Below are 20,244 nucleotides of genomic sequence, written 5' to 3'. Positions count from 1 at the left end.
ACCTATCCTGTATACAATTACTTTTTTATGAAGATTAGAGCTTGGGAAATTTGCAGAAAAGGGAGGAATACGTATTTTACTTTAAAGCGAACTATATAGCGTTTGAACAGGAATTTAAATCTGATTATATGATAAAACTATACTTCTTGTCTTTTTTATTTCTCTGCTACTATGTTTTTTTATTCAGTTTTTATTGTCAATCTGTCAGGATAACAATTAATCCGCTGATTATCAGTAAAAATATAGCTGACAATAGAAACTGATAATAGGCTGACAATAGGAGATAAGACTTTTATTGTCAGCCTGCTTTTTGTCTCTTTCCCAGGTGAATTGTTTGATAAATACGTGGTTATGCGCTTTTGAGATACTGGAAGAATAAGGCTAAGCTGACGGTAAAGTGGTGCTGAAATGCCGGTATTATTCAGTTAGGGTGCCTTTATCTTTAACTCTCCACGACCGTGACGACTTCTCTCCACAGCCGTGGTAGCTTCTCTTCACAGCCGTGAGAAGATCTCTCCACGGCCGTGGTGAATTAACAATGTCGGTGTTTTAATGGAACAATACCGGTATGGTAGAGCAAAGATAAAGGCACCTTAACACAGTAGTGCTTGCTTGATAGGACAAGGATACCCTAATATAAAAGCTATTGAGGAGCTTGAACTGCTATCAATTGTTGATTGTTTGAACTATCCGGCATACCTTTCCGTTTTTATCCACTCCCTCTATGATTATATCCTCCGGTGCGGTACTGTCCGGAGTATAATATTCTATGGTTGCTTTTCCTTCTGCATTCAGTTGAAGTGCGGGGTTCCAGTAAATCGTACTTCTCAGATCCGAACGTCGCGCATTCTTCTTTTCGGGGGTATCGTAAGTGGGTTGATAGAATTCGACAGAATCGCTGTATCCCAGCGGAGTGTATGTGATAATGCCTCGCGCGGGTCTTGCAGGAAGATCTTTGCCCTCTTTCAGTGTGATAACAATGGCGCCCGCCGCACCACGAGAACCTAATATGGCAGCGTCCGCTCCACGAAGAAGGCTCAGACTGGACATATCGCTAGTCTGTATCATAGTCAGGATATCATTGTCGTCTTCATACACAACGTCATCAATAACAATGACGGGTTGTTCGGGATTGTTCCGGATATGTATCTCATTGCCGTTTGTCACACTGACTCCCGGAAGTCTGCTGACTGCATCGAAGGCTGTCTGTGCACCATAATTCTCCAATTTATCCCCTTCGATAGTGTAAGTGTTGCTACCTCCTGTGTATATACTCTCCGAACCGGGCTTTTTACGACTTCCCGTGACAAGTATTTCTTTCAGGTTATACACCCTCATACCTCCTTCCATATAGTATTGGTCACGTGTGTTGAGCAAATAGTCTTCCATAAAGGTTGCTGCTTCATTACGGAAAGGTGACTTTGGGGAGGCTGCCGGATATTTAGGAGTATCGATTTCTATGTCTACTCCGGCAAATCCCCTTTTGGTACGTGCCTGTACGAGGAAAGTTGTACTATCTTTGAATGATGTATTCACGATAAATTCTCCTTTTTCGTCCGTAGTAGTGGTAGCAACAATCTTTTGTTTGGGAGCTAAGACACAGATAGGACCTTTTTTCACATTACCTCCAAAGAACCCTTTGATTCGTCCACTGATCGTTTGCCCCTTTTCTATGTAGTTGGCTAGATTTAAAGAAGGTGGAGTCACTACATTTTTGATATGATGTCTGCGCCACCCGTGTGTCATCATTAAGAAGTCCAGGGTACGTAGAGTTCTGAGATCTTGGTGGAGAAAATAATATCCGGGATTTTCCACATAACCTTTCAGATCGGAGGTCAGAAGAAGGTTTGATACGATATTATCTGCAAGGGAATCCGGCCGGATACTTCTCCGATCGGTAATGCTGATAGAAAAACTTCCTTCTATAGGACTGCCGTTATGATCTTTAGCTGCGATTTGCAGAGATACCTTTTCTCTTTTTCCGTATGTCGGTTTGTCGGGAAGGATTTGCCACTGATGTGGATTACGGTCGGGGATGAAAACCAACCGCTCACTAAGCGCATTGCCCTGTTGGTCGATAAGCATAAAATGAGTGATGCCGACATGAAACAGACTGTCATTCATTCTTCCGAAAGGCCTGTTCGCATTGATTGGTTGCAGAATAGCTAATTTGCCACGAGTATGTGCTATTAAGAATAACCTTTCAGGCCATTCGGTTGTACTTGTTTTCTGAATTTCATAACGTATTTCCTTTTTGTAGTGCGTCATAGAGAGGGTAATTCCTTGCTGTTCGACAGCGGGAAGATTGAATCGCTTGCTGATACCATCACCGGATTTGGCAATTACATAGTAGGAATTTCCATCACTTGGATTTAAGGTGAAAACTCCCATGCCATCGTGTTCGGAACGAAAAACGGTCAAGGTGTCTCCTTGTGAGTTGAACAGGAAACCTTCTATTTCTTTTGACAGACCGTCCGCTCCCTGCGCTTTGAAAGCTATATTCTGGTGGGGGACAGCTAATAATGCACCGCCTTCCGGGAAGAATTTGATATCAAAATCTTTTGTGAATGAAGGCAGGTAGAAGGTTTTCTTATAGATGTATTGGGGATCGTCAAATTCTACTATGATCTGTCGGGTGGCGGCAGGTTTCAAATCCGGCAGGGAAATAGAAATAAGACCATTCTCGTCTGTCTTCCTTTTTCCTTTGTCTTCCACTTTGCCATTTTCGATATAACGGTAACGAATCGTTGTATTGTTGAACGTTTCCTGAGTATTGCTGGTAAATTTTATTTTAGCGGTGTAATGTGTTTCATCTTCCTGTTGATATTCAATGGTGGAAACGATTGTATTATCAATCGAATTACCGATCTTCAGATTGTGAGAATAAAAGAATTCCGCTTCTTGGTTAAGCATCCAATTACTGTATCCTCGCAGGTAATAATCGCCTGCAGGGAGCGTGGGAGGAAGTGAGAAGGCATTATGGAATCCTAAGGAATCTCTGCGGATCTTTCTCCGTTCTATGATCGAGTCGGAACGATTGACAAGTTCTGTAATGATGAAGTTACTTTGTGTATTATCCTGATGTGTGACTGCATTTACCAAATACCCTTTAAACCATATTTTCTCCCCTGCTCCATAGAAAGGTTTATCCAGGTGCAGATATAGTTTCTCCTGAGGTACTTTTTCCAGCAGATTAAAATGGGCTATGATGGTATCTTGCATGTTTTGTGCAGATACGGTTATCGATACTGAGGAAATACACAACAGCATTCCGATGAGGAATGCCATTGAACTTTGATTGATAGAAAACGTAGTCTTGCTTTTCATACTGTGTGCTTTACATTTACGACTTATGTGTCCAAATGGAAAAAATCTTCTTTCTGACTGTGAGTATATTGATTACAGATACAACGAGGAATAACAGAATTCCCATACTGACGGCTACCCATAATGAACCTGTTTCCAATTGCGGGAAAAGTAATTGGATACTGTTGAGGTAATAGCCACGTAACCAGTAGACTAGTCCGATGGATAGGACAAGTACGACAATATTTAAACCTACCGTGAGTAATTGATAAGGCAATGCCACTCTGTTGGGACTATAACCGATTAATAATAAGCTTTCCAATTTTGTGGTGTTTTTCTGTAATAACAAGAAGATACTTAGCATTAATATATAGAATGAGAGAATGCTGATAAATAAACCTACTCCCAATACTATTCCTACAATGAGGCGGAGAAAATAAGTGGTCTTTCCTGCATCTAGTTTTCCGTCTTCTGTTTCATATCCCTTTTTCTGGAAGTAACCGGCAATGGAAGAGTCGGCAGGGTTGTTGACTTCTATGATTAGTCGCGAAGGTTGTGCTTCTACACCCGGAGCGAAGTTTTCATTAGCCCATTTCATAAATGATTGCGGCACGAGAATGGTGTTCAGACGATTGGAAAAGCCGACAATGTTTCCTTTGTATTGTTCTACCCGTCCGTTGCCTCGCATCATTATGTCCATTTGGATAAGGCTCATCAATCCTTCCGAGAGCTTGGGCAGATTGCGGCTTTGGGCAAATCCGAAATTATACAGGTTCAGATAATTGCGGGGAATAATGATAGGGATTGTATGAGTGGATTCGTCAAAATGCCATTTGTCGAGTTTGATGTCGACAAACTCGTCAGGAACTGATTCGAAAAACATATCTGTGGAAAGGTGGATTCCTGCTTCCTGCATTCCTAATCCGGCTGATACTTTGAATTGTGAAGGAGTGAAAGCTCCTATTGTTTTAGTAAACGGCTGTTTTTTCAGGTCGGTGATGTCTTCGGCTGTGAATGTATTGCTTTTTCCTGCGAAAGACCCCAGCGTGCTGATCTTCTTTGTAGCTATGATGAAATCTTTTTTCATAAAGCTGTCTCCTTCGGTGAATACCGGAATCACATCCTTATAGAATTGCACACTAAGCAATACAATCATCATTCCGAATAGGTTGGCCAAGAAGAAACCGGCCAGCTGGCCGATACTGATATGTTGGCGGAGGAGTTTCCAGACAAGAGCAGACATTTTATTTACGATTTTACAGATTACAATTAACGGTTCGAAAGAGTGTGATAGTATTTTCTTATGAGACAGCCGGTCATAGTTGGAAGATGTGGTCGTAAGGTAAATCAATATGCTTGCCAATGGAAGTTGCGATGACTCCGGCTCCTTGTCTTTCAACTTCGGCTGTGATAATTTCTCCCATGATACGGCTGTTATCATTGTCCAGATGACTGATCGGCTCATCCAGGAAAAGAAAATCGAACGGTTGGCAGAGTGCACGGATAAAAGCAACGCGTTGCTGCTGTCCGAAAGATAGTTTACCGACTTTTACATTGATTTTATCTGCAATACCCAACTGCTCGAAGTATGCGAGAACTTCCTTCTTCTTTTTATATCCGGTAAGGTTGTTTTTCAGTTGTACGTTTTCGAGAGCGGTAAGTTCGGTAAAGATGCGCAAGTCTTGAAAAAGCATACTCAATGAATGTTTTCTCAAGTCTACCCATTGTTTCACGGAGTATGCTTTGATATTTGTTTCATCGAAATTGATAATCCCTTGATAATCGTTTCGATAGCCATAGATGTAACTGCACAACGAGGACTTACCGGTGCCGGAAGCTGCTTCAATCAGATACATTTTTCCTTTTCGGAAGAAAAGATCCTGATGCCATATATCCGAGACTATCGAGTTACGGTCAGCAAACACTTGGGGAAGTGTTTGCTGTAAGTGAATACTATTCATACCGTTTGTTTACAGATTATATGCCGGCAAATTGCTTGGCAAAGTCAACGATTTGTTTAAGAGCATTGACATCTTTATCTTTCAGGCAAAGGTCGATTTCGCTGGTTTCACCTTCTGAACTGATAGATAGATAAGATACTTTGTTGGCTAATTCAAGGTAAGTCTTTACTTCCTTGCCTCCGAAACCTGTTATCATTTTAACAACGGGCAGGTCGAGTATCGCTTCGGCATTGATAGCCATAAATACGGTTTTACCCTTCATGTCAGAAGCATAAGGAGTATCTTTGATGGACTTGTCTACTGCTTTGCCGACATTTTTGTAAAGTAACTCATCATTCGTTGCATACATTTGTTTGTCCTTGATTCCATAGAATATATTCATGCTTTTTGTTTTGTAGACATATTCATCTTTTCCAAGTTCCAGAATGTCTTCACCTCTTTTCAGTCCCAACGACTGCTTGTTCTTATAAAGAGTTTCAAGCGCATTTCCATTTTTGACATCAGCGTATACCATAAAGGTCGGAGCGCTGCTCATCGTGAAATTGATAAGGCCTCCGGAAACATCTCCATTGAATGAACTGAATAATTCTTTCACTTCGTCGGCTTTGGCAATGGATACCGTGTTGCGGAATTCTTTATTTTCGCTTAGCAGATTATAAAGTCCTTCTCCTTTCACTCCTATATTGCAAAACATTAGTGTGGAAGCCGGGAAATATTTGACAAAAGTATTGTTGGCTTTCCTGAAAGATTCCATTTGCTTTTTCAGTAAAGCTTTTACAGCGTCATTCTCGGTATAGTTCTCTGTCTTGAGGGCAATCTTGCCTTTCTCAAAATTCAATCCTCCCACAAGAGTAATATCTTCCGGTTTTACTTCGGCAGGTAGCCCCATGCTTACTTGATTGCGGTAATTGGAAGGAATGGCTGTCATGGATGCGAAGAAATTAATGTCGTTTTTCTGCTTTTCCATTTTCTGGAAAGCTCCGGATTTTGCGATACTGTTCTCTGCTGTCTGTTTCATTAGAGTAACAATGCCTTCTTGGGCTTTTTCGGTCTGGGAAGCTCCGTTTACGTCGATGATCATCACAGTGAGGTTATTGAATACAAGCAAATCTCCGTTTGTTGTCGTAAAACTGTATCCATCGGCTTCGCTCACCGGCTGGCAGATCTGTTCTTTTGCCATTACATCCAATGAAGCATGCAAATTGTCTTCGTTGCTCACTTTTCCTACGATAGTGGGGTATGGGAAAGAAGAGGAAGAGAATACATAGACCGGAGATTCCACGTCAATTCCCGATTCACTGGGGTTTTTCATAATCTTCTCCAATTGTTGGAAAGTAGCGGCGTTCATTCCACTCTTCAGTGCTTCCAATATTTTTTGTTTGGCAGCTTCATTCTCTTTATCGTCCAATCCGGCTTTGCTTGCGAGGGATTTGAGGTTGATAGAAGCAACTACCGAAGCATCAGCCGGTATCACATTTGTGTACTCTGATGTCTTGGAACATGCTGCCAGAAAAACAATCAGTACTGCCAGTACCGAGAGTCGTGAAATCATTTTCTTTACCATACTTATGTTATTTAAAAGTTGTATAATCATCTATTCAGTCGATTGCTGTGTTATTGGTTTTGAAGATTTAATATATGACAGGCTGCCAAAGCGGCTGTCTCCGTACGAAGCCGTGATTTGCCCAGACTGATTGGGACAAATCCTTGTTCAATGGCTTTCTTTACTTCCTCTTCGCTGAAGTCTCCTTCGGGACCTATCAGGACAAGCGCGTCTTCTCCGGGTTTGAGAATGTTTTTCAATAAAGGTTTGTCGCCTTCATAGCAATGTGCGATAAACTTCTGTCCTTTGAACTCACGGGTAATGAACTTGTCAAAATCGGTCATTTCATTCAGCTTCGGCAATCGTGCTTTGAGTGATTGTTTGATGGCCGATATGAGAATCTTTTCGATTCGTTCGGTCTTGATAACCTTACGTTCCGAGAAACGGCAGTTGAGGAAGGTTAATTCGTCAAAACCTATCTCGGTGGCTTTTTCTGCAAACCATTCGTTACGGTCCATATTCTTTGTCGGTGCCATGGCAATGTGAAGATGACAAGGCCAGAGTGGTTCCTGAAATATGGTTTCCTTGATAGCCACCAGACAACGTTTGTTGGTCGCTGCCGTAATTTCTGCTTTATAGAAGTTTCCCTCACCGTCGGTAAGGGTGATTTCATCTCCGATATTCAACCGTAAAACACGGATGCAATGTTGTGCTTCCTCATCGGGCAGTTCGTTACTTTTCTGTATATCGGGAGTATAAAAAACGTGCATAATGTTAATTACTGATTATTGTTTCTTGAATTAATCTGGTCCCGTATCCGGGCAGCCAGCTCGTAGTTTTCCTCTTTAATAGCCTGTTGCAATGCTTCTTCATCCGATATTCCCTCATCATTTATCTGTCCGGAACGAGTTCTTTCTTCTCCCGACAGGTGCAGGCATTCTTGTTCAAGAATGGATTCATAGATAAGAATCGGGCAATCGGCACGTACAGCCAATGCTATCGCATCCGAAGTACGTGCGTCGATTCGTATAATCTCGTTGTCTTTTTTAAGATAAATATAGGAGTAGAAAATACCGTCTTTGGCTTTATAAATCAATACACGTATCAAGCTTGCCCCTAGTACGGTGAGGCTTGTAATGAATAAATCGTGTGTCAACGGACGGGGAGTTTTCACTCCTTTCAGGTATAAAGCGGTGGCTTGGGCTTCTGCCGGACCGATGATGATAGGCAATTGCCGCTCACCGTCCACTTCGCCTAACAGCATGGCAAATGCGCCTATCTGTGCCTGACTGTTTGTAATATTTATAACTTGTAATTCTACCTTTTTATCCATTGTTTTTTCTTACTTGATTAGTTTTGACTTTCTCGCTGGTGTTTGTATTTGAATACTAAAGCAAACAAAACACCTATAACGAGTGCATAAGCTGCAAATATCAGCCAAATATCTGTCCACTCGCGGCTTACCAGCCTGCCATCGGCATATACGGAGAATGCGTCCACCACAGCGCCGCTGGCATATCCGCCGATAATCGCTCCCAATCCGTTGGTCATCATAAAGAACAGTCCTTGTGCGCTGGCACGAATGGAAGAATTGGTTTCTTGTTCAACAAACAATGAACCGGAAATGTTGAAGAAATCAAAGGCCATACCGTAAACAATCATAGAAAGGATGAGCATCCAAAGTCCGGAACCCGGATCTCCGAACCCGAACAGTCCAAACCGGAATACCCAAGCGAACATACTGATCAGCATTACCTGTTTGATTCCGAAATGTCTCAGGAAGAAGGGGATAGCGAGAATGAATAATGTCTCGGACATTTGTGATATGGATAACAATATAACCGAATGTTTCACTCCAAAAGAGTCGGCAAATTCCGGAATGCCGGCAAAACTACTCAGGAAGAGATCTCCATAAGTGTTGGTGATCTGTAGTGCAGCCCCCAAGAGCATGGAGAATAGGAAGAAAATAGCCATTTTCTTTCTTTTGAACAACACCAATGCATCCAGTCCGAAAGCTGAAAGCCATGATTTGTTTTCAGATTTGGTAGGTCGGCAAGCCGGTAGGGTGAATGAATAAAGGCCGAGCAATAGCGCGGAAGCACCGCCTACATAAAGCTGCGCGCTCGAATTCTTGAAACCGGTAAGGTCTACCGCCCACATGGCACAGATAAAACCGATAGTTCCCCATACACGGATAGGAGGGAAGTCTTTGATCAGATCGCATTTATATTGCTCTAATGCATTGTATGAAACTGTATTGGCGAGTGATAGGGTAGGCATATATACCAGCAGATTAAGTAACATTGCCCAATACATATGATCGTAGTCCGTTGCTGTAGAGGCGTAGAAAAGGCAAGCGGCTCCTATGATATGGCAAAGTCCGTATAACCGTTCTGCATTAAACCATTTATCGGCTATGATACCGATGATACCGGGCATTACTAAAGAAGCGATTCCCATAGTGGCGAAAATGGCGCCGATCTGTCCTCCTTCGAAGTGGAGTTCTCTGCCCATATAACCACCTAATGATATTAACCATGACCCCCATACAAAGAATTGCAGGAAGTTCATAATAATCAAACGAACTTTTATACTCATGACTTTTTAAATTTGTGTTTCTCTTTCTCGTTGATAGTTGATAATAGATGCAAATATAATATTTTCATTGGATAGGTGAACTAGTAATCGGAGAAAAAGGTACAAAAAAAAGAAGGCTATCTATCCCAGGTAGCTTATTTTGCTCTATAACTTTCTGAATATCAAATGCAAACTAAGGTAGCTGAGTCGAAAAATCGCATATTAGCCTACATGAATACAATTAATAATCAAATTTTCGCAAAGACGGATGTATATAGTTTACAACTTCTAAAAGGTTAGAAATGAATTATTTTTGAAAATCCCCCCCCCTATACAGAGCAAATTTCCTTCCTTGCCACTTCTGCAAAAAAACTACATAATCTATTAATATTGAGCATTTCATCTCTATGTAATAGTTTTATGGTGAAAGTCCAATAGCTGTACTATACCTCGAAAATAGACTGTACAATCAAACGTAATCAATCATAATAACATCACAACTTCCTGTCGAAAGCTAGTATGATGCAATTGGTGATCCTACCCTAGCTGACGCAATATTGGACAGAATTGTACACTCTGCACACAAGATTGAACTTACTGGAGATTCTGTAAGAAAAATAAATGCCAAAAAGAAGTAACATCTGTGGTAGATAATTATAACTAAAACTGACCCGGGTTAAAATGCATTTTTCTTTTCATAAATCCAATGTTTTTTTGATGGATCAATTGGGAATATAATAGTGGGTCAACGGGCTTTATATTTTCCAGGGGGGCATATCTATTTTGAAGGACAAATTCATGAAGTGACACGCTCCATCAGCGGTTACCGTAAACCATCAACAGCCATTTATTAGGAAGAGTGTTCCGATGCCAATATCAGTGTGACACAGGTGGTAAATTACTCCCTGTTTGGTACTTACTATCTGGGTGATAAGATAAGTCATAATGGGGTTTTCTATACCTGTCTTTTGGAGAATGGATACAAGTTCAACGACATACGTATCCCGCTAGTCAATGGCTGGAAGGAAATAGAAACGCCATCATGGCAGCCCGTGGAATATCCATTATGGAGCGTGGTCGAATATAGCGGAGAGTTTTACACGTTGACGACACTTGACAGCTTTGACAGCAACCTCGACCCAATAGTTTCCGACAATTGGGGTGCCGTCGCAGATTATGATCCGGCATACAACACATATGAACTTTCGGATCACGAGTATGTAGTCTACAAAGGACGGGTGTTCAGTCCAGAAACAGACGTAAACGCAGATATTCCACAAGCAGGACAACATTTTGTGTTACATGACCCACGTAATCCTAACCTTAAGAGGTACATGGTAAGACTGGCTGTTTATGAACTTACAAAACTCATAGTTCCCAATAATGTAAGTGTTGTACGGATACGGGATTATGAGGACAGCATGAAATGGCTTAACGATACGGTCCGCTTGCGGCTCAGCCCACAAATTCTCCGTAAGCTTGATGAAATCAAAAAGCCAGTTACCGATTGGCAACTGGCTACATTGCAGACTGACTATAATCCGCATCGCAATCCATGGTTTATATGAAATCTTTAACATTCATGCATCTTGCAGATGATGCTGTGGATTGTATGGAACCATAGTCCCGGATATTATTTATTTTCCTGCAAGGTACAGATACTGACCCTGTTCCAGTCAGGTTCAGAGAACATATCCCCTATGCCTTGTCCTTCCGCAGTAATGCGTGAGGCGGCTATCCGGTATTTCTTCGTAAGAATGGATTTGACTGACTCCGCACGGGCACGGGCTATTCTTTCGTTTACCTCGATACTTCCTTCCGGTGAAGAGTATCCTTTGATCACAACCTTGGATTCAGGATGCCTGTTCATATAGGAGGCAATCCGTTCCACATTGGGGAGTTGTGAGACGTCAACCTTGGAACTACCCTGGCGGAAAGTTACAATAGACTCCAGTGTCTTGGCTTTTTCAATAACAGTTTCAATGACCGGTTTCTTGTTCTGACATTCAGCCAGCTGCTTCTGGAGCATGTCCGCACGGCCAACTGCTTCCTCTGTCTGTTTACGGCTGTCCGAAAGTTGGCCACGCAGACTGTTTACACTTGCATTCAGGTTGTCCACCTCTGTCTGATTATATTCCTTTACGAGGGTGGCATGGTGCCTGCCGGAACTTCCCTTTATATAATAAGTAATCCCTGCGAGCAGTTCAACACGTGCATTATTGGCATTGAAACGGCTCTTGTGTCGGTTAAAGTCACCTTCCATATCATATACCAATGATGGTTTCAGACTGATTGCCCACGCTTTTTCCTTCCCTATATTAAAGTTGAAGTCCATTCCCAGCCGTGTACCCCAGGAATTATCATCCCCCGTACCGTTGACGTAGCCATGAAGCCAGCCTACTCCAACTACGGCTTCCATTTCAAATGTCCGGGGTGTTCCAGGATAACCACCGAAAAGATTCATCATATTAAACTTGCTTAAAAGCTCAACATTCGAAGCGTCAAAAGCCGTTTTACTACTGCTTGTATTGATATACCCCATGACTGAAGTCCCCAGGCTCAGAACTGGTGTTATCCGTTTTGATAATTCAATGCCCACAGCAGGGCGGGAGTTCTTCCAAAAAGAGCAGTGTGTCATCGGAGTGGTCACACCACCATTAATTCCGACAGACCAGTTGTCCGTAAATTTAATACCTTTCAATAATGTCTGTCCATTTGCAGCCAGGGCAGATGCTCCAAGCATACATAAAATCAAGATGTTTTTTTTCATCAATTCTAGTTTTTAATTAAACATAGGGGAATTATCCCGTTTTATCAGTATATCTATTCGTTTTAAAAATAAAGACAAGATATCAATTATATCCATAGTCATTTCAAATGTCTGAATATAGTTCCTGTATTCTTTATGTATTTTACACAAAAAGGTAGCGGAACAGCATACAAGTTTCCTTATCTTCCAGAATTTTCCTCTCTTTTAAATTCTTGTACAACTGCTCAACAGATTTCATTCCTATACCGGGTATTCGGCACAGCGCATCAAATCCGTTATATTTTATAAAGCGTAAAAGATCCTCAAGCTGATAGATATTGTATTTTCTAAGCGCACGTAACACCCTGAAATTTATATCCAAATTTCCTAAAGGTGTAATCAACAGGTCTACACATTCCGACGGAATATCCTGTTCCCTTACAACTATCACTACATTCTTGAAATTCTGTCCGCCACACTCTTGGGAATGTGTCAGGAGTGCCGCATAATTCCGGCATCTGATATATACACGGTCCAACTCTTGTTTCCATTCAGAATAAGGTTTCCATTCCAAATGAACCTGCCTGCTCGCTTTTTTATACATATATGCCAGATTCCTGGGGGCAACACCTGTTTTCTTGGAAACTGTCTGTACATCTATCCCGGTAGAAAGAGAGTAAAAAACATCCCGCATCTGAGAGTCCTTTATCACTTCTGCCATTTCCTTGACAACCTCTCTGTAGACTGGTATACAGATCTTCGGCAACTCCACACAGGAAAGCCCTGACTGCTCACAGACCAGACCGGTATTTAAATATTTCATAGTTTCTCCGTTAAAATGTAATTATAAAAATCCGTTCATTTCTTATTTTTTTCTCTCAATAGGGTGGGAGGCATCCCGTACATTCTGCGGCAATATGCCGTAAAATGGGAAGGTGAACTGAAACCTAACCTGTCGGATATTTCCTGAAAGGAAAACTCCGGATCACAAATCATTTCCAACATTTGTTCCGCCCTTTTCTTCTGCATCCATTTATAAGGACTTTCCCCGAAACAGGAGTGGAACTTCCGGCTGAAGGAGCGTTCGGAAACATAGTATAAATCAGCGAATTCCTTGACAGAGTTCACTTTCTTATAGTTTTCCATGACAAATTTCTCAAAACGTTGTCTGATGCCGGTCGATGCGGAAAAGAACGCTGTCAGTTCTTTCTTTGTATAAAAGCCCTTCAACACCAAAAGCAGTTCCTGCTGCTTCAGCAAATGCATATGTTTACAAAGCAACCTTGCCTCCAGATACATTCCGACAGAATCCAGCACTTCAGCAAGAGGCTTCCTGACGGGAAGAATAAAATTATCAGCCGTTCGGTCCTCCCCTCTGGCAGACAACGAGCCCAAAAACAATTTGTCACATACACTCATGTTCCTGTCCCAAAATAAAAGCATACATTTCGAACCGGTTATAGACTTCATCCGGGTTCCTATGTTTTGTGGAATGAACACCATCTGGTTCTGTAAAATTCGTAAACCTTTATATTTACCCAGATCAAAAATCACATCACCTTCAATCATAAAAAGAGTACACGACGACTTGCTATTATCAATCCGGTATACCTCATCCTTCTCCAGTTGCTGACAAGTAAATCCTACATCCGAATTCATCTGGTAATTCAGACAGGATAAATGTTCATTCAGATATAGTAATTTCATATTTCTTATTTTTTATTACAACAAAAATCAAGACATAGCTGTTTTTGTAAAAACAGACAATTTCTCAACTAAAACAGACAAATTAAATACACAAAACATATACTGGTCAATCAATCGGTCTTTGATAGGTCATTGGGACATAAAGAGTTTTGGAGGTTATAAGACCATGCATTTTTATGACTGACTACCATCCGATGGTATACCGATTCTTAAAACAGTATTCATAAAATATGTCTCTGAGTTACCAAACGCTCGTGTAAAAGTGATATGAAACAAAGTTCTCACAATATTTATTTCGTGAATATATGACTATAAAAAGACACCAAAATATGATACGCTACAGAAAAATACAACAAGATTTTTTACTCCGTGCAAGCAAAAGCTCACACGGAGTATGACTTATTCTGGCAAATACTTTTTGTAGTCTTCCTGCACATCCGGATCAATGACCGGACGTACGGAATAGGTCATGCAACGCCTGTAAACAGCGCTTGTATTGGAAGTAGGCGCCCAACCGGCAGGACCTCCAGTGGAATTAAGCAGATAACGCCCTGCATGAGTATCGCTTCTGGCTTGTGCCACGGCGAAAATGACTTCATTACCCCCAGACTTGCCATCTGTAAAACTGCCGTCATAAATACTTCCAGGCAGCGGTGTGTTAAGGCCGGAACGACTTGCATAATAATATGCAGACCTCAAAATTACAGCCTCTTTCTGCGACATAATCCGGAATCCGTAAGGAGAAGGGTCAAATACGGTTTTCCCGCCTACATCCTCCGGATTCCCCGCAGAAGGTTTATTCCATGGATACAGGAATACCCAGCGGTCTTTGAAATAACTAACAAACCTATGCGGGAAACATTCATACAGCCAGAAACTTTGATGAGAGACGATGGCATTTGGATGTTCGATACTCTGTTTCATCGTAAGAGCAGCCCCTCTCGCTTCCTGAGCATCTGTTTTTCCATAATCCACATCATTTCCTCTCTGTTCCCAAAGGAAATCAAATAGCTTACCGCTGCCGTCATAAAAGTTTTTATTGACACGAACATCATGTGCCGGGAACGGGTCTTTCCTGCCCCATTGATATTGCATACCAAATTCCCTATATGCATCTGCACTATACTGTGATTGGACCCTTTCGTACGCTCCCAACAGATGCGACATCAATTGAACCGTTTTCGGATCATCACCTCCCTGACTCGCAACATCCAATACTGTCGGATACTTGTCAACAATCCAGATATGCCAGGACCAGAGTGTCGGATTCCCCTTGATCTTGCCAGATTTAATTTCTATCAACACATTTCCCGGAGTCTGCCCTGGCTTGACATAAATATATGATCCTGGACCTGAACCTCCCTGTTCGGACAATTCACTGAGTCCCGCTTTTTCTATATCATTATGCCCACCAGCCTCTTTAATATCCGTCCACACGATATTGACTCTCCAATCATCATCTGCATCCAACTTATTCAACATGAAATCCTCTTTGCTACCGGGAAGTCCCTGCTTACCACTTAAAACAGCGTCATGGTCCAGAAGCTTTTTGTAATACTCATAGGCAGTATTTACCCGGGAAACAGGAATAAAGATCCCTTGCTTTGCTCCCGCTTTAAGCATATATGTATTCGCTTCAGGCTGCACAATTCCGGAAACCAGCTCCAACTCAAATTCTCTTTCCGGAAAAAGAGCATCAGGGGAATAAATCTTGAATTTCGCCTTACCGGAGTAAAGACGCGGAGACGTCATATCGTCAACAGCTATGAAAGGCACAGGTTTTCCAGAAAGGGAAGGATCCTTCTCATAGAAAAGCGTAAAGTCTTCTATCACATTACCAGCATTGTTGTCAGACAAAGCCGAAACCAACTCAATTTTGTATTCGCTGTTGGCTTTGACATAATATTGCTTCTGTTTGCCATCCATCAGATAGATACTGTTATTGGATACCAGCAATGACTGATGCAGGAATTTGTCAAAAAAGGGGATAGCATTATATTCCTTCTGCAGGAGGCTGAGTTTCCCCGACGCACTTCTACCGGTTTCCACATGGGTGACGGTCAAAGTATAAGTGGTATTGAAATTATCGAAATACTCCGTATTTCCTGTAATGTCGGAAGCCGTCACCGTGTACTTCCATATTCCCCCGGCAAGTTGACCCGCTTTCTCTATCTTGAACGGATTGGCGGCTTCGGCATGGAAAACGGGTTCCAAATCATGCGGTTCTGTCTTTACATAGAAAGTAACCCTGGCACCTGCCTCTTCCGCCGTAAGCGTCCGCCCGTCTTTCGTTATCACCTTATCCGCCTGCCCATAGCTTTCGCCATACTGATTGACCTCAATAAACTCCAGCGGTCGGCTGCAGGCCTCGTCCGCAAAAATCTGTAAGGTGACATTGATATCCTTAGACTGCTCAAAGCCAAGAAACCATTTCATACGCCCCGCCTTCACATAAGCGGCTTTCAACGTATTCTGAGCATCTTCCGGCTTTTCCGGCCACCTTCGGGATGCATCCACATGCTCTGTGACCGTAAAGGTCACGGTTTTCTCATCCGTCGGTGCGGTCTTATCCGGATCCGAAGGTTTTATAGAATAACTGATCCATGCAGGCAGTCCCTCTACCGTAAATCCTTCCGGCCAGGAAGTCTGCACTTTCGCCGTCAGGCTGCCTCCCTCCCTATAAAAAGTGAAATGGTCGGCACTGACCCCCAGCATATATTGCCCGTCATACAATACATCAGACATAGTGGACTCGTTCCATACCACAACATTGTACATGATGTTGGCGGCCGGTCCTTTCCTAGCATCCTCTTCCGTATCGAATCCCGGACCACCTACAGCCTTGATATTCACCAGATAACGGTAGTTACGCAGCAAGGGAAGGTACTCGTATGTCGCATCAGCCTCGGCTCCAGTACGTTTCAGGTAGTCTATCCGGAAGAAAGTTTCCTTGTCAGGACGGCTCTTATCTGCACCGGTCAGTCCGACAATGATATAAGGACGTTTCAAGTACTTTTCCGTATTATTCTCAGGAAGAGTCTCTCCGTTGGCCCCTTGCGTGGCAGCCGTCGGCACATTGACCGCCTCCGGAACATATACCTCACGTAACAAGATTTTCTCATCCACTATGGAAGATGTTCTATCAATCTTTCCTGTCACAGCCGGAGCAGGATCAGGAATAGAAGGCTGTTTCGCCTTTCTATTGGCCTCATCCCAGTAAATCCCGTTCTCGAACGGAGAGACCCGTCCCGTCGTATTGGTATTATAAAAAAATACTTTAGTCAGCGTTATCCCTTCAATCCCTCCGGCTTTCTCGTCGAATGTAGAAGCCCCTTCCGATATGTTGCTTAAGTTAAGCCCCACGTCCACACGTGCCACGGCACGGACCAGATAGACAGTTCCAAGTTTGGGAACGGCACCGGCACTGTGATCCACCCTGACTGGGTCCGAGGCACCCCACATCGGCAACTCCCCGTCTTTCCATATCCCCTTGTCCGGCATGGAGAAAGTGAAAAGTTGCATGACTTCCTCCCGTGTCTTTCCAGCCAGTCCGTCTGTATTAGCTGACCGGGTGACATTGGCCAGCATCACGAATGTACTGGTATCGCCTGAAGGAGTATTTTTCGCCAACAAGGTCATGGTACCCTTGTCTTTCTTGTCAGCCGGATTACCGGAAGGAATATAGGAGGTCACTTTGGCCTCATATGAAAACTTGTTGTCCTTGTCAAACACAAGTACCCTAATCCTCTCCGCTGCCGTGGAATTCTCCCCCTCCAGTGTAAGGGACCGTGTCAGGGGATTTCGAAGACCAAGTCCTTCGACAGACATGCTGACAGACGTCCAGCCTTCCCTAACAGGCATTTCTGTCCCGCCGTTTCCATACTCATCGAAGGGATCACTGCACCCTTGCACGAGAGGGATTCCCATAGATATCGCCAGAAAAGCGACTATCAAAGTGTAATGTTTGATTCTCATATGTATCTATTCTTTAAACTGTTTTTCTTCGTGATGGCATGACTGACCATACCTTAGTTACCAGGGGATAGCCACCTCCGTATCCTCCCATTCGTCCACAACTATGTCATATTCCATATTTCCGGGTCCTTTCAGTGTGGCGAAGACACGGTAAACCGTATTACGCCGGATGTTGTAATAACCCTTATCATTCTCGGAAAGATCCGGATTATAGAATTCGATCCTATACGGCTTATCGGGGGTTCCCATCCGATAATCGACGGATAAGACCAAGGCCAGCGCCCCCTCTTTCCCTTTCCCGTAGACTCCCGGAGCCACATAGATGTAGCTAGGTGTCTTACCCATATATGGAAGCAGTCTTTCTTTGCATTTGGTCACAAAAGCGGATTCTCCGGCCCCCTCGTTGGCACCGTTATGGAAACTGGCTCTTTCCGGCAATAATAGGGGAGTCCCCGCATAATCTACTCCTCTCATATCCGGATTACCCCCACCAGTTGCCGTATATTCCCCGGCGGAAGGCAGGACAGAATAACCGCTGACCTCATTATTCAGAGAGAGTTTTGTCACTTTGGAAAGAGGTAACAAAGGAGACAGATAATTCCCCCTGTCATCAACTGTTGTAAGTATGAATTCAATACGGGCATGCATACGTTCCAGAAGTATGCAGGGAGAAAGGGTAATCCTATTATTACTAACTACATTATCCGGAACATGGAAGTTACACTGCCCAGTCATGGGAAGATACTTCCGGTTTTCTCCTTTCAGATCGTCAGATGTGAAAATTTCGGTCTTTTCCATTAATTGCTTCGGATCAGGAATTGTATGTCCATTCCTGATTTTTTCCAATCCGGATTCACAATTAACCAACAAAACAAAATTATAATCGCCTCCCATCAACTCCAGGTCCAAGGCTATATTGGATTCGCCTGTATTCACTCTACCCATCTCTCTCATCTCAAAATGCTCAATGCCGGTTATACCCGCCAACGGGTTGGTTGTTCCTTGGGAATAATAGAAAATAACTTTTTCCGGAGAGCTCTCCATATTCTTAAAAGCGAAGAGAAGAACATGTTTAACAGTTTTCTCATATTCCTCTGCACCGATATAGTTCTCTTTCCACTCTCCGGATGAACGTACAGACGCCTTTGTCATCTGAGAAATACCGGTTCCTCCATTCATTTCCGCCACAATCCGGATGGGAATACCCGAAACTGACTTTTCTAACTCTTCCGTATCAGACGAACATCCGGTCAATTGTACAATTGATACACAGGCCACCATCAACAGCTTTATCACAATTCCGTATTTCATTATCTATCATTTTTATAATAATACCAATTCCTTTCTAATATTACACGAATCATTAGTTTTAAAATCTGTCTGATTATCAGTTTTCCAATTCTATGGGGCGGGAAACGACATTCCAATCCAGAACGGTCGCTTGTATCAGCATCCATGTTTCCTTTTCGTACTTGAGTTTCAGGGTTATGGGAAAATCATGGTCACATTCCAGGCTATACGGCGGTTCGCCCGCATCTCCCCGGAACATGAGGATGTCATCAACCAGATTAGCGGTATAAAGAATCTCCCCGGTTGTCTTGTCAATCAGAGATACGAACGCATTTCTTCCCTCTTCCAGTTTCATCAGCGTGAAATCCGCTTTCAATGCCCCTTCAGCGTCATGTATGGCTTCGGTCGCGTATTCAAAACGTTCACAAAGGGCGATCCGGCCGTTGAAATCATACACACCGTTGTCATCTTCTATCCTGATGACGAATTCCTCGTCTATGGGGAAAGGGGAACCTATGGAACTGATTGTGAAGTGTACCCGGTATGTCAATTCCTGCATATTGAAAGCCACCCGTTCATACACGCTTCCCATATCCTTCCGGTTCTCCAGTGATATGGAGGCGAGACCGACATACAGAGGCCCGGGGGCTGAGGAAATCCGTCCGTTTTTCAACCGCAGTGACACCTGCATTTCCTGTCTGGTAGTAACGCCTTCCTGAAAATCTGAAAAATCATAGGCCTCCAGGTCACTGCCACCCCATGCGACAAACGTGAGTTTCCCCGTGTGCCGCAATGTGGCGGACAAAGAATAATCTGCCGAAAGGACTGCCTTCTTGTCAGAAAATTCGCCCACCAGCAGATCATCATCATCAAAGACAAATACCCGGACTTCTCTGATATCTGACGGATATCCAGGAAATTGTTCGCAAGGGGTCTGTCTATAGAACTGGAAATAAACACCTTGCGGACAACCACCCAAGTTATCAAATACCGCAGAATTACATCCTATAAGACAGTAAACCAGCAACATGATAAATGCGATGTAATGTACACTTCTGATTCTCATTTGATATAGTTTATGTTGGGGTTATTTAACAGTTTGAAACCAAACTGTTTGTTGATTGGAGAAAGAAGAG

Annotated in this window: 14 protein-coding genes and 1 pseudogene; 2 read left to right on the top strand and 13 right to left on the bottom strand. The window is 42.9% G+C overall.

Translation table 11 applies throughout. The annotated features are described in order from the left end of the window. Positions 1-666: 666 nt before the first annotated feature. From H8S63_RS11650 to H8S63_RS11620, 7 genes are all read right to left on the bottom strand, one after another. The gene (locus H8S63_RS11650) at positions 667-3,327 is read right to left on the bottom strand and encodes a TonB-dependent receptor plug domain-containing protein (protein WP_186926869.1); all 2,661 of its coding nucleotides are present in this window, start codon (positions 3,325-3,327) and stop codon (positions 667-669) included. Positions 3,328-3,343: 16 nt separating this feature from the next. Then, positions 3,344-4,549 (bottom strand): ABC transporter permease, encoded by a 1,206-nt coding sequence (locus tag H8S63_RS11645; RefSeq protein ID WP_186926881.1) that lies wholly within the window; start codon positions 4,547-4,549, stop codon positions 3,344-3,346. A gap of 73 nt (positions 4,550-4,622) precedes the next feature. Next, positions 4,623-5,267: an ATP-binding cassette domain-containing protein gene (locus tag H8S63_RS11640; RefSeq protein WP_022274907.1), complete on the bottom strand. Its 645-nt coding sequence runs from the start codon at positions 5,265-5,267 to the stop codon at positions 4,623-4,625. A 16-nt stretch (positions 5,268-5,283) separates the two neighbouring features. After that, positions 5,284-6,831 carry a DUF4836 family protein gene (locus tag H8S63_RS11635; protein ID WP_186926868.1) on the bottom strand — a complete coding sequence of 516 codons (1,548 nt, stop codon included), beginning with the start codon at positions 6,829-6,831 and terminating at the stop codon, positions 5,284-5,286. A gap of 50 nt (positions 6,832-6,881) precedes the next feature. Then, positions 6,882-7,580, bottom strand: coding sequence for a 16S rRNA (uracil(1498)-N(3))-methyltransferase (locus H8S63_RS11630; RefSeq protein ID WP_186926867.1), 699 nt, complete (start codon positions 7,578-7,580; stop codon positions 6,882-6,884). A gap of 8 nt (positions 7,581-7,588) precedes the next feature. After that, positions 7,589-8,143, bottom strand: coding sequence for a bifunctional nuclease family protein (locus H8S63_RS11625; RefSeq protein WP_007757312.1), 555 nt, complete (start codon positions 8,141-8,143; stop codon positions 7,589-7,591). Positions 8,144-8,160: 17 nt separating this feature from the next. Then, complete coding sequence (locus H8S63_RS11620; protein ID WP_007757313.1) at positions 8,161-9,408, bottom strand: nucleoside permease; 1,248 nt, start codon at positions 9,406-9,408, stop codon at positions 8,161-8,163. A gap of 458 nt (positions 9,409-9,866) precedes the next feature. On the opposite strand from H8S63_RS11620, the pseudogene H8S63_RS11615 reads away from it, so the two are divergent. Next, positions 9,867-10,025: pseudogene (locus H8S63_RS11615) on the top strand (ATP-binding protein); the annotation flags it as partial. Between the two features lie 243 nt (positions 10,026-10,268). Then, a complete protein-coding gene (locus H8S63_RS11610) occupies positions 10,269-10,955 on the top strand; it encodes a hypothetical protein (RefSeq protein ID WP_229102206.1) in 687 nt (228 codons plus the stop codon). A 65-nt stretch (positions 10,956-11,020) separates the two neighbouring features. Here H8S63_RS11610 and H8S63_RS11605 read toward each other — a convergent pair whose 3' ends face one another. The 6 genes from H8S63_RS11605 to H8S63_RS11580 form a co-directional block, all read right to left on the bottom strand. Then, positions 11,021-12,157: an OmpA family protein gene (locus tag H8S63_RS11605; RefSeq protein ID WP_186926866.1), complete on the bottom strand. Its 1,137-nt coding sequence runs from the start codon at positions 12,155-12,157 to the stop codon at positions 11,021-11,023. 142 nt (positions 12,158-12,299) lie between these two features. Further along, entirely contained in the window at positions 12,300-12,959 is a 660-nt protein-coding gene (locus H8S63_RS11600; RefSeq protein ID WP_007757323.1) for a hypothetical protein, read from the bottom strand. Between the two features lie 35 nt (positions 12,960-12,994). Further along, a complete protein-coding gene (locus H8S63_RS11595) occupies positions 12,995-13,843 on the bottom strand; it encodes an AraC family transcriptional regulator (RefSeq protein ID WP_007757324.1) in 849 nt (282 codons plus the stop codon). A 399-nt stretch (positions 13,844-14,242) separates the two neighbouring features. After that, positions 14,243-17,818, bottom strand: a complete 3,576-nt coding sequence (locus H8S63_RS11590; RefSeq protein ID WP_186926865.1) for a BACON domain-containing protein — start codon at positions 17,816-17,818, stop codon at positions 14,243-14,245. Between the two features lie 57 nt (positions 17,819-17,875). After that, positions 17,876-19,129: a hypothetical protein gene (locus H8S63_RS11585; RefSeq protein WP_186926864.1), complete on the bottom strand. Its 1,254-nt coding sequence runs from the start codon at positions 19,127-19,129 to the stop codon at positions 17,876-17,878. 76 nt (positions 19,130-19,205) lie between these two features. After that, positions 19,206-20,174, bottom strand: a complete 969-nt coding sequence (locus tag H8S63_RS11580) for a FimB/Mfa2 family fimbrial subunit (RefSeq protein ID WP_186926863.1) — start codon at positions 20,172-20,174, stop codon at positions 19,206-19,208. Positions 20,175-20,244: the final 70 nt, after the last annotated feature.

Origin of the sequence: Bacteroides sp. NSJ-39 (assembly GCF_014287315.1) — a bacterium.
Lineage (GTDB): Bacteria > Bacteroidota > Bacteroidia > Bacteroidales > Bacteroidaceae > Bacteroides > Bacteroides finegoldii.
This window is presented reverse-complemented; position numbering and strand designations above follow the sequence as displayed.